General features: G+C 68.1%; 12 protein-coding genes. 8 read left to right on the top strand and 4 right to left on the bottom strand.

From position 1 onward, the window contains the following. The first annotated feature begins 620 nt into the window (after nucleotides 1–620). From rpsA to AC3ENO_RS13065, 3 genes are all read left to right on the top strand, one after another. Nucleotides 621–2,096 carry a 30S ribosomal protein S1 gene (gene rpsA, locus AC3ENO_RS13055; RefSeq protein WP_434971033.1) on the top strand — a complete coding sequence of 492 codons (1,476 nt, stop codon included), beginning with the start codon at nucleotides 621–623 and terminating at the stop codon, nucleotides 2,094–2,096. 120 nt (nucleotides 2,097–2,216) lie between these two features. After that, complete coding sequence (locus AC3ENO_RS13060) at nucleotides 2,217–2,627, top strand: hypothetical protein (RefSeq protein WP_434971034.1); 411 nt, start codon at nucleotides 2,217–2,219, stop codon at nucleotides 2,625–2,627. A gap of 88 nt (nucleotides 2,628–2,715) precedes the next feature. Next, nucleotides 2,716–2,958, top strand: coding sequence for an AbrB/MazE/SpoVT family DNA-binding domain-containing protein (locus tag AC3ENO_RS13065; RefSeq protein ID WP_434971035.1), 243 nt, complete (start codon nucleotides 2,716–2,718; stop codon nucleotides 2,956–2,958). A 29-nt stretch (nucleotides 2,959–2,987) separates the two neighbouring features. Here the strand turns inward: AC3ENO_RS13065 and AC3ENO_RS13070 are convergent, their stop codons facing one another. Next, entirely contained in the window at nucleotides 2,988–3,836 is an 849-nt protein-coding gene (locus tag AC3ENO_RS13070; protein WP_434971036.1) for a helix-turn-helix transcriptional regulator, read from the bottom strand. A 100-nt stretch (nucleotides 3,837–3,936) separates the two neighbouring features. On the opposite strand from AC3ENO_RS13070, the gene AC3ENO_RS13075 reads away from it, so the two are divergent. Beyond that, on the top strand, nucleotides 3,937–4,707 hold the full coding sequence (locus tag AC3ENO_RS13075) for an SDR family oxidoreductase (protein ID WP_434971037.1): 771 nt from the start codon (nucleotides 3,937–3,939) through the stop codon (nucleotides 4,705–4,707). 112 nt (nucleotides 4,708–4,819) lie between these two features. On the opposite strand, the gene AC3ENO_RS13080 is transcribed toward AC3ENO_RS13075, so the two are convergent. After that, nucleotides 4,820–5,659 carry a helix-turn-helix transcriptional regulator gene (locus AC3ENO_RS13080; protein ID WP_434971038.1) on the bottom strand — a complete coding sequence of 280 codons (840 nt, stop codon included), beginning with the start codon at nucleotides 5,657–5,659 and terminating at the stop codon, nucleotides 4,820–4,822. A gap of 115 nt (nucleotides 5,660–5,774) precedes the next feature. On the opposite strand from AC3ENO_RS13080, the gene AC3ENO_RS13085 reads away from it, so the two are divergent. Both AC3ENO_RS13085 and AC3ENO_RS13090 read left to right on the top strand, forming a co-directional pair. Further along, on the top strand, nucleotides 5,775–6,260 hold the full coding sequence (locus tag AC3ENO_RS13085; RefSeq protein ID WP_434971039.1) for an SDR family NAD(P)-dependent oxidoreductase: 486 nt from the start codon (nucleotides 5,775–5,777) through the stop codon (nucleotides 6,258–6,260). Beyond that, nucleotides 6,211–6,714 carry a Rossmann-fold NAD(P)-binding domain-containing protein gene (locus AC3ENO_RS13090; protein WP_434971040.1) on the top strand — a complete coding sequence of 168 codons (504 nt, stop codon included), beginning with the start codon at nucleotides 6,211–6,213 and terminating at the stop codon, nucleotides 6,712–6,714. The genes AC3ENO_RS13085 and AC3ENO_RS13090 overlap by 50 nt, the downstream gene beginning before the upstream one ends. Nucleotides 6,715–6,820: 106 nt before the next feature. Here AC3ENO_RS13090 and AC3ENO_RS13095 read toward each other — a convergent pair whose 3' ends face one another. Further along, the gene (locus AC3ENO_RS13095) at nucleotides 6,821–7,795 is read right to left on the bottom strand and encodes an FUSC family protein (protein ID WP_434971041.1); all 975 of its coding nucleotides are present in this window, start codon (nucleotides 7,793–7,795) and stop codon (nucleotides 6,821–6,823) included. A gap of 129 nt (nucleotides 7,796–7,924) precedes the next feature. Between AC3ENO_RS13095 and AC3ENO_RS13100 the strand changes: the two genes are divergently transcribed. After that, nucleotides 7,925–9,517: an MFS transporter gene (locus AC3ENO_RS13100; protein WP_434971042.1), complete on the top strand. Its 1,593-nt coding sequence runs from the start codon at nucleotides 7,925–7,927 to the stop codon at nucleotides 9,515–9,517. A gap of 195 nt (nucleotides 9,518–9,712) precedes the next feature. On the opposite strand, the gene AC3ENO_RS13105 is transcribed toward AC3ENO_RS13100, so the two are convergent. Beyond that, on the bottom strand, nucleotides 9,713–12,073 hold the full coding sequence (locus AC3ENO_RS13105; protein WP_434971043.1) for an ATP-binding cassette domain-containing protein: 2,361 nt from the start codon (nucleotides 12,071–12,073) through the stop codon (nucleotides 9,713–9,715). Nucleotides 12,074–12,401: 328 nt separating this feature from the next. Between AC3ENO_RS13105 and AC3ENO_RS13110 the strand changes: the two genes are divergently transcribed. After that, nucleotides 12,402–13,049, top strand: coding sequence for a hypothetical protein (locus AC3ENO_RS13110; protein WP_434971044.1), 648 nt, complete (start codon nucleotides 12,402–12,404; stop codon nucleotides 13,047–13,049). Nucleotides 13,050–13,118 lie beyond the last annotated feature (69 nt).

A 13,118-nucleotide genomic window follows, 5' to 3' on the forward strand; every position in this document is an offset into this window, starting at 1 on the left:
AAAGGGGATGGCTGCGCTTTCTGTCATTTCCCGCGCGTTCGGGATCCCAGATCCCAATACTCGAGCTTGGCTGCGTGCTGCTGAACGCGCCGTAGATGCTGGTGGGGTCACGTATCCAGAACTCGATGACGTCGGCGCAATGGACAGAAGCCTGAAGAGCGCGATTGCAGTTGCACGAGACCGCCTTGAATCGCCTCTACCGCGAGGCCTGCCCAGCCCGATCGGATCTTTCGCTGATCTCGCACGCTGCGCGCGCGGGTGACTTTGGCTGATGGCGTCGAAGCTGCCGATTCCCTCATGACCGTCTTGGCGGGTAGCAGTTGCGCGCGGCCTTCGGCTCAGGGGGATGTTGCTTGAACCGAGTTCATGCTCCATCTCTGATACGCTGAAGTGTCACTCGTGGGCTTCGTTCTGCATGCCTGCCCGCGGTAACGCGGGGGAGTGACATCGCATAACCCAATCCACCTGGCCTTGGTGCGGCATCCGTTTGAGTGAAGTGCGTTTCGGCTCGCTTTGCTCGCTCAACGACCGAGAGGCGCGTTTCGACTCGCTTCGCTCGGTCAACGAGCGGAAAAAGCACCTGGCCCCGACTACAACACCATCCAAGGACAACCCACTACATGACTACTGCAACGACCGCCCCGGCCACCAAGCAGGTTGCGATCAACGACATCGGATCTGCTGAGGACTTCCTGGCCGCGGTCGAAGAGACCCTCAAGGGCAAGGACTTCAACGACGGCTCGCTCATCGAGGGCACCGTCGTCAAGATCGACCGCGACGAGGTGCTCCTCGACGTCGGATACAAGACCGAGGGCGTCATCCCCTCCCGTGAACTTTCCATCAAGCACGACGTCGACCCCAACGAGGTTGTCAACGTCGGCGACCAGGTCGAGGCGCTGGTTCTCCAGAAGGAGGACAAGGAAGGCCGCCTCATCCTCTCGAAGAAGCGTGCCCAGTACGAGCGTGCCTGGGGCGACGTCGAGAAGATCAAGGAGAACGACGGTGTTGTCACCGGTTCCGTGATCGAGGTCGTCAAGGGTGGACTCATCGTCGACATCGGCCTGCGTGGCTTCCTCCCCGCATCGCTGATCGAGCTGCGTCGCGTCCGCGACCTGACCCCCTACCTGGGCCAGGAGATCGAGGCGAAGATCCTCGAGCTCGACAAGAACCGCAACAACGTCGTGCTCTCGCGTCGTGCGCTGCTCGAGCAGACCCAGTCGGAGTCGCGCTCGAACTTCCTCAACAACCTGCACAAGGGCCAGGTCCGCAAGGGCACCGTCTCGTCGATCGTCAACTTCGGTGCGTTCGTCGACCTCGGTGGCGTGGACGGTCTCGTCCACGTCTCGGAGCTCTCGTGGAAGCACATCGAGCACGCATCCGAGGTCGTCGAGGTGGGCCAGGAAGTCACCGTCGAGATCCTCGAGGTCGACCTCGATCGCGAGCGCGTGTCGCTCTCGCTCAAGGCCACCCAGGAAGACCCGTGGCAGGTGTTCGCCCGCACCCACGCGATCGGCCAGATCGCACCGGGTAAGGTCACCAAGCTCGTTCCGTTCGGTGCGTTCGTTCGCGTCGCCGACGGCATCGAGGGCCTCGTGCACATCTCGGAGCTCTCGGGCAAGCACGTCGAGCTCGCCGAGCAGGTCGTCTCGGTCGGCGAAGAGGTGTTCGTCAAGGTCATCGACATCGACCTCGAGCGTCGCCGCATCTCGCTCTCGCTCAAGCAGGCCAACGAGTCCATCGACCCCTTCGGTGTCGAGTTCGACCCGGCCCTCTACGGCATGGTCACGGAGTACGACGAGAACGGGGAGTACAAGTACCCCGAGGGCTTCGACCCCGAGACCAACCAGTGGAAGGAAGGCTTCGACGAGCAGCGCGAGAAGTGGGAGCAGGAATACGCTGCTGCCCAGGCGCGCTGGGAAGCCCACAAGGCCACGGTTGCCAAGGCCGCCGAGGCCGAGGCCGCCAAGGCAGCCGACGACAGCTACAGCGGTTCGTCCGCGTCGGGCTCCGGCTCGTACTCGAGCGAGAGCCCCGTGGGCACGCTCGCGGATGACGAGGCTCTCGCCGCTCTGCGCGAGAAGCTCTCGGGCCGCTAAGACCCGGCATCGCCCGCGTCACAGCCGGTAGCACCACACAGCAACGAAAGGCCGGGATCCCTACGGGGGTCCCGGCCTTTCAGCGTTTGTGGGACCGCGGCGCTGTGCCACACTGGGCGCATGCATCGGGGGATCGCAGTACTGGCCGTTGGGTTCGTTGGGGTGCTCGGGCTGGCGGGCTGCTCAGCTCCGTCTGAGCCATACAGCGTCTTTCAGCGAACGCCGACAGCAGCAGACACCATTCCCGCTGCCGTCGACGAAGGAAACGCTGAGTTCGAACTCAGTGATGCGCGCTACGTCGGCGAGCATGACGGGAAGCGGCTGTGGATCGCACGTATCGACCCCGAGAGCGGAATGAAGGTGTGTCTGGTTGTGTACCCGGACGATGAGTCCTGGGTTACCGGGTGCGGCGGCGGAGGTGAGGTCGCGGTCAGCGGGATGGATGGGGTCGAGTACCACCTCGTGCCTGACGGCTCATCGGTTCCTGATGAGGTGACTGTCATCAGCGAAAACGTCTACGTGGTCGACTGAACTGGTCCCGCTTCGGCCTCCATCGCGGGGGATTCTGGGGGCTACGGTGTATTACTCTGACGAGCGTCGGTGTAATACGGGGAACGAGATGAAGCTGAATGCCAAGGGGCAGGTCACCATCCCCGCCGAGCTGCGCCATAAACACGGCTTCGCCACGGGCGACGAGGTAGAGGTCATCGATGACGGGGGAGTTCTGCGGATCATCCATCGCGACGACCCGACTCCCGGGCAGCGGGCGGTGCTGCGCGTACGTGGCGCAGCGGGCCCGGGACCAGCCACCGACGAGATCCTGACGCTAACTCGTAACAGGCGTGCCCCCGACGTTCGGTGATACAAACGTCCGTCGACGAGTGAGTTTGTTCAGCGCTCGACGTCACTGAACTGCTGCGTGCCGAGCACGGCGAGCAGGCGCAGACGACTGTCGGCGTCCGTGCCCGGGGGAGCAGTCAGCACGACGAGGGTCTGCGAGGCATCCTCGGTGAACAGCGCCTGGCAGTCGACCTCGATCGGACCGATCTCGGGATGGATGACGACCTTGTGGTCTTCGAACCGGCGCCCGACCCGCTGCGACTGCCACAGCTCGGCGAACTCGGGGCTCTGAGCCTCGAGTGCGCGGGCGATCTCACCGGCTCGCGAGCGCGGTCCCATCGCGCCATATGCCGCCCGCAGCGTCGACACCAGCGCGAGGGACTGGCGGGCGTGATCGCTCTCGGGATAGACCGTGCGGGCGGTCTCGGGGTGAGCGAACCAGCGGTAGATGCCGCTGCGTTCGAGACCGGTGAACGCTGAGGCGTCGCCGAACAGCGCGCGGCCCGGCACATTCTGCACGAGCGTCTCGTCGAGCGCCGTGATGATGAAGGCCGGCACGTCGGTGAGCCGGTCCATGACGCGTAGCAGCCCCGGGGCGACGAAGTCGCTCGCGACCCGGTCGGGCGCGCTGTGGCCGGCGACGCGGAAGAGGTAGTCGCGTTCCTCGGCGTTCAGGCGCAGCGCCCGCGCGATCGCCTCGAGCATCTGCGTGCTCGGCTGCGGTCCGCGCCGCTGCTCGAGGCGCGTGTAGTAGTCGGTCGACATGGCCGCCAGCTGCGCGACCTCTTCGCGCCGCAGCCCCGGCGCCCGCCGCCGCGGACCAGCACTCAGGCCGAGATCCTGCGGCTGGAGGGCGGAGCGGTGATGCACGAGGAAGTCGGCGAGCGCGTCACGGTCCATCCCGCCAGTTTGCGCGGCTGTCGGCATCCGTTCCAGGGATCGCGGATCCCTGGACATCCGCTCTCTGTCGCGCCCTCGCCGCCGCCCGCAGGCTCGAGACATGAACATCACCGGAAACACCGTTTTCATCCCCGGCGCCACCAGCGGTATCGGCCTGGCCCTCGCCCTGCGCCTGCACGAGCGCGGCAACACCGTCATCGTCGGCGGGCGGCGCGCCGCACTGCTCGACGAGATCCGCGGAGCGCACCCCGGCATCGACACGGTGCAGATCGACACGACGGATGCCGCCAGCATCCAGGACGCTGCCCGTACCGTGCTCGAACGCCACCCCGACCTGAACGTCCTCATCACGATGGCGGGCATCATGCGCGCCGAGGACTGGCGCACCGGCGCGGGCATCCTGCCGAGCGCCGAAGAGATCATCACGACCAACGTTCTCGGCCCGATCCGGCTCATCGCCGCGTTCGTGGAGCACCTGCAGACCCGGCCGGATGCCACGATCATGACCGTCTCGTCGGGACTTGCGCACGCGCCCCTGCGGGTGACGCCCAGCTACAACGCGTCGAAGGCGGCGATCCACATGCTCAGCGAGACGCTGCGGCTGCAGCTCGCCGGAACGCCCGTGTCGGTCGTCGAGCTCGTGCCGCCGGCCGTGCAGACCGCGCTCATGCCGGGGCACGACGTGAACCCTCACGCGCTGCCGCTCGCGGACTTCGTCGACGAGGTGATGGGCCTCATCGAGACCCAGCCCGAGGCATCCGAGATTCTCGTCGAGCGCGTGAGGTTCCTGCGCTACGGCGAGGCGCGCGGCGACTACCCGCAGGTCGTGGCCGCGATCAACGCCACCGACCCGCACGCCGCGGGGGAGTGATCCGGCTGCGCCGTGGCCAACTCCTCAGTTCCGCGTGCTGCAGGGCCACATGTCGCGGCGAATGCGGCTGCCGGGGGTCGGGTTTGAGGAGTTGGCGACGCGCGCCAACAGGCTACGGCGCGACTGCCGCGGCCAGCACCGCGAGCAGCCGCAGCTTCTCGGCACTCTCGCTGCCGGGAACCGCGGTGTAGACGAGCAGGCTGTGGGATGCCTCGGTATCCGTCAGCACCTGGCAGGTGAGCTCGAGAAGCCCGACCTCGGGATGCACGTAGCGCTTGATCTCGCGGGGACGGATGCCGATCTCGTGCCGGTCCCAGTACTCGCGGAACTCGGCGCTCTCGGCCAGCAGCGCCTCGACATACCGTGCGGCGCTGGAGTCCGGTCCGCGCTGGGCGGCGACGGCCCGCAGCCCCGACGCGTACATGCGGGAGTAGAACTCGTGATCCTCGGGCGGATGCAGGGCTCGTGCGCCCGGGTCGGTGAACCAGCGGTACCCGATGCTGCGGGAGGGGCCCGTGAAGCGCGTGAGATCCCCGACGAGGGCGACCCCCTGCGGGCTTTGGCGCAGGGTCTCGCCCAGCTCGGTGACGATCTCGGCGGGCGTGTCGGTGAGGCGGTCGAGGATGCGCAGCATCCCGGGGCTCACGTGCTCGCCGCCCGCACCCCGATCGGGCGGCCGGTGCCCTGCGAGACGGAACAGGTGGTCGCGCTCGGCCAGCGACAGGTGCAGGCCCTGGGCGATTGCGGCGACCATCTGCTCCGACGGCTGCGGACCCTTCTCGCGCTCGAGGCGCGAGTAGTAGTCCGCCGACATGTGGCACAGCGCCGCGACCTCCTCGCGGCGCAAGCCGCTCGTGCGCCGGCGAGCACCCCGGAAGAGCCCGACATCCTCGGGCTGCAATGCCTCGCGGCGGGTGCGCAGAAAATGCGCGAGTCCGGCTCGATCGATCATGACGGCATCCTCTCGCGAATCGGATGCCGCAGCCTCGGATCGTCAGGCCGTGGCTACGGTTCGCGCGGCGACGGATGCTGAATCCATCCCGCTCCGAGAAGAGAAGAGTCGCGACATGCCTCGCACCTACCAGCTGCCCCTGCCCGACCTCACCGGCCGCCGCGCCGTCGTCACCGGCGGCAGCGACGGGATCGGTCTCGTGATCGCCCGTTCGCTCGCCGGAGCGGGTGCCGAGGTGGTGCTGCCGGTGCGCAACCGCACGAAGGGCGAAGTCGCCATCGCCGGCATCCGCACCGCCCATCCGGATGCCGTCGTGAGCCTGCGCGACCTCGACCTGTCGTCGCTGGAGTCCGTCGCCGCGCTCGGGGAGTCCCTGCGCGACGAGGGCGCGCCCGTGCACGTCTTGATCAACAACGCCGGCGTGATGCGGCCGCCCGCGCGGCAGGTCACCGCCGACGGATTCGAGATGCAGTTCGGCACGAACCACCTCTCGCACGTCGCGCTGACGGCGCACCTGCTGCCGTTGCTGCGTGCCGGGCCGTGCTCGCGTTGTGACCCAGACGAGCATCGCGGCGCGCAATGGGCGCATCAACTGGGATGACCTGAACTGGGAGAGCGAATACGACGACATGCGCGCGTACGGGCAGTCCAAGCTCGGCTGCGGGCTGTTCGGTCTGGAGTTGCAGCGCCGCAGCGCGGCATCCGGATGGGGGATCACGAGCACGATCTCGCACCCGGGCGTCGCGCCGACGAGTCTTCTGGCCGTGCGTCCCGAGATCGGGCGGGCCGATGACACGCGCGAGATCCGGCTCATCCGGCGGATGTCGGCCTGGGGCATTGCCGGGACGCCCGAGTCCGCCGCTCTGCCCGCCCTCATGGCCGCGACGACCGGGGAGGGTGGCGAGTTCTTCGGCCCGCAGGGGTTCGGCAAGGTCGGCGGCGCCCCGGGACGCCAGGCGCTGTGGAAGCCCCTGCGTAGCGAGGCGGATGCTGCCCGACTCTGGGCAGTCTCGGAAGAGCTCACGCGCGTGCGTTTTGCCTCGGCTGCGGTGTGACACGGGCGTCGGTACGGCGTTTCGACTCGCTTCGCTCGCTCAACGACCGGCGGCGGTACGGCCGCTCAACGACCGGCGTCGCTTCGTCGCCTGAGGTTCGCGGCAGTCACGTCGATGCGCGCATCCGGAACAACCGGGCGGCGATCACCGCCGCAACCGCGCTCACCAGCGCCGTGCCCAGCGTGATACCCACCCGCAGGATGTCGCCGGTGACGGCATTTTGCGGACTGAACGTCGTGAACACGATCGTGACCGTCAGCACTGACGCATAGAGCCAGTACGGAGCCGCCATCAGCTTGATGACGAGGGTCGCCAGCGCCGCGATCGCGCCGACGACCGCGGTCGCGGGCGCCGGTAGCCACAGCGCGAGCCCGAGCGCGATCAGCCCGCCGAGCAGAGTGCCGCCGGCCCGGGCGAGCAGCTTCGTGCGCATCCGCGCTCCCGTCGGCTGCAGCACGACGGCGACCGTCAACACCGACCACCACGCGTTGGTCCCCGCGAACCACATCAGGCTCACCCAGGTGAACAGGCCCGCAAGAGCAGCCAGCAGCACCGTGTACGGCAGGGTCGGCGCCGGCACCTCCGAACGCGGCAGTCGGACCCGCCGCAGCGCCAGCGACAGCACGCCGGTGACCCAGGCGGTGCTCGCTGCCACAAGAGCCGCCAGAACGCCGGCGATCCCCAGCGGCGAGAGACCCGGAAACAGCGCGGATGCCGAATCCGGCGACGCCATCAGATACGCCGCGAGCACCACCAGTAGCGCGCCCGTGCTTTGGCGTCCGGTCGACACGAGCGGCGATGCGCCGAGTGCGAGGAGCACGACGAGCGCCGTGCCCAGCCAGGGCAGGAACGGCCCGGTCGCCGAGAGCAGCACGGCCACCGCGGTCACCGCGACGGCTGCGGCCGACGCCTGCAGCATGCCCCGCATGCCGGCAGTTGCCACCGCGAGCACCGGAAGCGTCGCCAGAATGAGCACACCCCCGACGTCACCCCACGGCGACAGCGAGACGACCACGAGGGGAACCGCCGCAAGGAGCCCGACACCGATGACCGCAGCGGTTCGTGTCGCGGTCGAGGTCATGTCGGCTCCGTCCTCGGGCCTCCGCCACAGGAGGCCCGCCGATTCGAGGGTACCGGGGCGCTCACGTGACTTTGCGGGCTCAGTGTCGCCGGTGCTCGCGCGGCGACGCGTGATCGCTAGTGTTATCGCGTGACCGCCGCTGCCGCATCCGCAGTTCCCGCCGCCCCCGCGGCTCCGCCGCGACCGAAGCTCGTGTTGACCGCGCTGATCCTCGGGGCGCTGGTGTGCAACATCAACCTGGCGGCCGCGAACATCGCCCTGCCCTCGATCGGTGACGCGTTCGGGGCGGGACAGACCGCGCTGAACCTCGTCGCCGTCGGATGCTCCCTCGGCCTGGCGATGTCGGTGCTGTACCTCGGCGCGGTCGCCGACCGCTACGGACGCAAGCAGCTGCTCGTGATCGGACTGGGTCTGACTATCGTGATCAGCTTCTTCGCGGCATTCGCGGCATCCGTCGAGATGCTCGTGGTCGCCCGCATCCTCACCGGCATCGCCGCCGGTATGGCCTACCCCGTGACCCTCTCGCTGATCACGGCGCTGTGGGGCCCCGGAAAGCAGCGCACGCTCGCGATCGCCCTGTGGTCGGCCGTCAGCGCGACCGCCACGGTCATCGGATCGGTTCTTGCCGGCATCCTGCTGCTGTGGTTCTGGTGGGGATCGGCGTTCCTGCTGGCAGTGCCCTTTGCGATCGCCGGGTTCATCCTCGTGCTGCTGTTCGTGCCCTCCCACGTGGCTGAGAACCGGGAGAAGGTCGACCACCTCGGCGGTGTGATCTCGGTGTTCATGATCGGGTCGATCGTGCTCGGGCTCTCGACCGTGTTCGTGCCCGTCACCCGCACGTTCGGCGTCGTCCTGCTGATCTCGGCGGTGGTTCTCGTCGCCTTGTTCGCGTGGCGACAGCTCACCGCGCAAAGCCCCCTCTACGACCTGAAGGTCGCGCGGCGTCGGATGTTCTGGGCACCGGCCACCGGCGGCCTCATCGTGTTCGGCTCGCTCATGGGGGCGATGTTCGTCGGGCAGCAGTTCCAGCAGAACATCCTCGGCTACTCGACGCTGGATGCCTCGCTCTCGATCGTTCCCGCCGGTATCGGCCTGCTGCTGGTCGCCCCGCAGTCGGCCAAGCTCGTGCTCACCCGAGGTTCGCGCTTCACGATGATGCTCGGATACGGCTTCGTGCTCGCCGGGTTCATCCTCGCCCTCTTCTGGAACGAGACCACCCCGTTCTGGTACGTCTCGCTCGGCTACCTGGTGATCGGTATCGGTGCCGGGTTCGCGATGACGCCGGCATCCCGGGCCATCACGGAATCGACCCCGGTGCGCCGGGTCGGAATGGCCTCGGCCACCGCCGACCTGCAGCGCGACCTCGGTGGCTCGATCATGCAGGGCGTGCTCGGCGCGATCCTCGCCGCGGGCTTCGCGCACGCGTTCGGCAAGCTCATCGCCGAGTCCTCCGAGGCGTCGAGCATCAGCGACCAGATCACCGCCGCGCTCCAGGCCTCCTACGCATCCGCTCTGCACGTGGCCGACCAGTACCCGCAGTACAAGGACCAGATCATTCAGGCCGCGCAGCAGTCCCTCGAAACCGGCGCGATCGCCGCATACGCCGTCGGTGCCATCGCGATCGCGATCGGTGCGGCGGTCGTCTGGTTCTTCCTGCCGAAGAAGGCCCGCGAACTCGAGCTCGTCGCATCCTACGAGAAGGCCGACGCCGACAAGGCCTGAGGTCGGATGCGCGAAGTCCGCAGGATCGCGCGTACCTCGTAGCCCACGCGGCCCAGGCTGCGAAGCTCGCGCGATTCTGCGAACTTCGGCGCGGTCGAGACACACCGGTTCTCGCGCGGGGCGTCTTGCAGCGCACGGGGCGTCGTGCAGGGCGCGGATGCCGCTTGCTGAGCCCGCGTAGCGCGAGCGGGCGCGTCAGGCGCCGACGTACTCCGCGAGGTGCTGACCCGTCAACGTCGAGCGGGCCGCGACGAGATCGGCGGGCGTGCCCTCGAACACGACGCGACCGCCGTCGTGGCCCGCGCCCGGTCCGAGGTCGATGATCCAATCCGCGTGAGCCATGACGGCCTGGTGATGCTCGATCACGATGACCGAGACTCCCGAGTCGACCAGTCGGTCGAGCAGCGCCAGCAGGTTCTCGACGTCCGCCAGGTGCAGGCCCGTCGTCGGTTCGTCGAGCACGTACACGCTGCCCTTCTCGCCCATCTGCACGGCGAGCTTCAGTCGCTGACGCTCGCCGCCCGACAGGGTCGGCAGGGGTTGGCCGATCCGGACATAGCCCAGTCCGACATCCACCATCCGGTTCAAGATCGCCGCGGCAGCTGGCACCTTCGCCTCGCCGGATGAGAAGAACTCCGCCGCCTCGGATGCCGACATGTCGAGCACCTCGACGATGTTCCGTCCGCCCAACCGGAACTCGAGCACCGCCTCGTCGAACCCCTTGCCCTCGCAGACGTCGCACGGTGTCTCGACCTGCTCCATGGGACCGAGCTGCGTGACGATCACCCCCGATCCGTTGCACGCCGGGCACGCGCCCTCGGAGTTCGCGCTGAACAGGGCAGGCTTGACCCCGTTCGCCTTTGCGAACGCCTTGCGGATCGGGTCGAGCATCCCCGCGTACGTGCCCGGGCTCGACCGGCGCGACCCCTTGATCGCGCTCTGGTCGATCGCGACCACGCCCTCCCGGCCCGCGACCGACCCGTGGATCAGCGAGCTCTTTCCCGAACCCGCGACCCCCGTCACGGCCACGAGCACCCCGAGCGGGATGTCGACATCCACGTCCTGCAGGTTGTGCGAGCGCGCGCCGCGCACCTCGATCGCGCCGGTCGGCTGCCGCACCTCGGGCTTGAGCTGTGCACGGTCGTCGAGGTGGCGGCCCGTCAGCGTGCCCGAGGCACGGAGTCCTTCGACGGTGCCCTCGAACATGATCTCGCCGCCATTCGTCCCGGCGCCGGGGCCGAGGTCGACGACGTGGTCGGCGATCGCGATCGTCTCGGGCTTGTGCTCGACCACGAGCACGGTGTTCCCCTTGTCGCGCAACTGCTCGAGCAGCCGGTTCATCCGCTGGATGTCGTGCGGATGCAGCCCCACGGTCGGCTCGTCGAACACGTACGTGACGTCGGTGAGCGCCGACCCGAGGTGGCGGATCATCTTCGTACGCTGGGCCTCGCCGCCCGAGAGCGTCCCTGATGCCCGGTCGAGGGACAGGTAGCCGAGGCCGATATCGACGAATGAGTCGAACAGTGCGCCGAGACTGGCCAGCAGGGGAGCGGCGCTGGGCTCGTCGAGGCTCTTGACCCAGGCGGCGAGGTCCGAGATCTGCATGGCACAGGCATCCGCGATGCTCTTGCCGTCGATCTTCGACGACCGGGCGCCCTCGTTCAGCCGCGTGCCCCCGCACTCGGGGCACGGCTGGAACGCGACAGCTCGCTCGACGAACGCGCGGATGTGCGGCTGCATCGACTCGACATCCTTCGAGAGGAACGACTTCTGGATCTTCGGAACCAGCCCCTCGTAGGTCATGTTGATGTTCTCGAGCTTCACCTTGCGAGGTTCGCCGTAGAGGAAGTCGTGACGTTGTTGCTCGGTGAAATCCCGGATCGGCACGTCCATGGGCACCACGGCACCGAAGATCTTCACGTACCAGCCGTCAGCCGTGTAGCCCGGCACCGTGAGCGCACCGCCGGCGAGGGACTTCGTCTCGTCGAACAGCTGTGCCAGATCGATGTCGCTGACCTGCCCCATGCCGTCGCAGTTCGGGCACATCCCGCCGGTGACGGTGAAACTGCGCCGCTCGACCTTCTTGCCGTCGGCAGTCTGCATCGTGACGGCTCCCTTGCCGCTGACCGAGGCGACGTTGAACGAGAACGCCTGCGGGCCGCCGACATGCGGTTGCCCGACGCGGCTGAACAGGATCCGCAGCAGCGCGTTGGCATCCGTCGCCGTCCCCACCGTGGAGCGGGCGTTCGCTCCCATCCGTTCCTGGTCGACGATGATCGCCGTCGTGAGCCCCTCGAGCACGTCGACATCGGGACGGGGCGGGGTGTTCATGAAGGCCTGGATGAACGTGGAATACGTCTCGTTGATCATCCGCGACGACTCCGCGGCGATCGTGCCGAACACGAGCGAGCTCTTGCCCGAACCGCTCACTCCCGTGAAGACCGTGAGCCGGCGCTTGGGGAGGTCGACGTTGACATTCTTGAGGTTGTTCTCGCGGGCGCCGAGCACCCGGATGATGTCGTGCGAGTCAGCGGCGTGCGGCGTCGGTGCAGGCATGAGCACACGCTATCCGGATGCCGCGACATCCGTCTTCTCGATTCGTGACGGCATCCGGTGCTCTCCGCCAGCCGCGTCACGCACAACCTCCATCATCAACTCCGCAGTTTGGTGCGTACCTCGCAGGATGGCGACGCGCGAGTGCGCAGTACGTCACTTCTTGCGAGGTTCGCGGCGGCCCGGCGAGGAGTTCGCGGCGGCCCGGTCAGGAGTTCGCGGCGGCCCGGCCAGGAGTTGCGGCGGCCATGCCGGACCGAGGTTCTCAGCGGGCCCAAAGCTCACAGGGATAGCGTGAGGGGTCCCCGCTCTCGACCACCCGGAGGACACCATGGGATTCCTTGACCGACTCTTCGGCACCGAGCCCCAGAACCCGCGCCAGACCACGCCGCAGCCCTATGGCCAGCAGGCCTACCAGCCGCGCTCGGCGGGCTACCCGTCGACGACGCCGCCGCAGAGCGAAGACGAACTCGCCATCGAGCGATACCGCTATCTGCTGCGCACCGCGCCGCCCGAGACGATCGAGCAGGTGCACGCCGAGGCCTTCTCGAAGCTCACCGAGCAGCAGCGCCAGCAGGTGCTGGCCGAGATGACCACGACCCTGCCGGCATCCGAGCAGCCCCGATCGACCGACCCCGGCGACATGGCGCGCGCAGCCACCCGGGCCGAGTACATGAACCCCGGCTCCATGGAACGCACGCTCGGTGGCCAGCGCCAGGGGCCGTCCTTCGGTTCCATGGTCGGCTCGTCGCTGCTGGGCACGGTCGCGGGGTACGTCATCGGATCGGCACTGGTGTCGGCGTTCATGGCTCCCGCGTTCGCTGCGGATGCCGGAGCGACGGATGGGGCCACGGATGCCGCGCCCGCGGATGCCGGAACCGACGCGGGCGCCGATTCGGGGTGGGCGGATGCCTCGGGCGCCGCAGACCCCGGGTTCGGCGACGGCGGATTCGGGGACTTCGGCGACTTCGGTTTCTGATCGCGCGGCGAGGTCGGGACCTCTGTCGGCCGCCCGCGCGATAACGTTCAGGTATGGGGCAGGCGGGTT

The sequence above is a fragment of the Microbacterium sp. bgisy207 genome (assembly GCF_057706855.1).

What these genes read in the sequence shown, in the direction of transcription:
- AC3ENO_RS13080 (WP_434971038.1), bottom strand. Translation starts at nt 5,659, where the DNA reads ATGATCGATCGAGCCGGACTCGCGCATTTTCTGCGCACCCGCCGCGAG.
- AC3ENO_RS13070 (WP_434971036.1), bottom strand. Translation starts at nt 3,836, where the DNA reads ATGGACCGTGACGCGCTCGCCGACTTCCTCGTGCATCACCGCTCCGCC.
- AC3ENO_RS13075 (WP_434971037.1), top strand. Translation starts at nt 3,937, where the DNA reads ATGAACATCACCGGAAACACCGTTTTCATCCCCGGCGCCACCAGCGGT.
- AC3ENO_RS13085 (WP_434971039.1), top strand. Translation starts at nt 5,775, where the DNA reads ATGCCTCGCACCTACCAGCTGCCCCTGCCCGACCTCACCGGCCGCCGC.
- AC3ENO_RS13065 (WP_434971035.1), top strand. Translation starts at nt 2,716, where the DNA reads ATGAAGCTGAATGCCAAGGGGCAGGTCACCATCCCCGCCGAGCTGCGC.
- rpsA (WP_434971033.1), top strand. Translation starts at nt 621, where the DNA reads ATGACTACTGCAACGACCGCCCCGGCCACCAAGCAGGTTGCGATCAAC.
- AC3ENO_RS13095 (WP_434971041.1), bottom strand. Translation starts at nt 7,795, where the DNA reads ATGACCTCGACCGCGACACGAACCGCTGCGGTCATCGGTGTCGGGCTC.
- AC3ENO_RS13110 (WP_434971044.1), top strand. Translation starts at nt 12,402, where the DNA reads ATGGGATTCCTTGACCGACTCTTCGGCACCGAGCCCCAGAACCCGCGC.
- AC3ENO_RS13105 (WP_434971043.1), bottom strand. Translation starts at nt 12,073, where the DNA reads ATGCCTGCACCGACGCCGCACGCCGCTGACTCGCACGACATCATCCGG.
- AC3ENO_RS13060 (WP_434971034.1), top strand. Translation starts at nt 2,217, where the DNA reads ATGCATCGGGGGATCGCAGTACTGGCCGTTGGGTTCGTTGGGGTGCTC.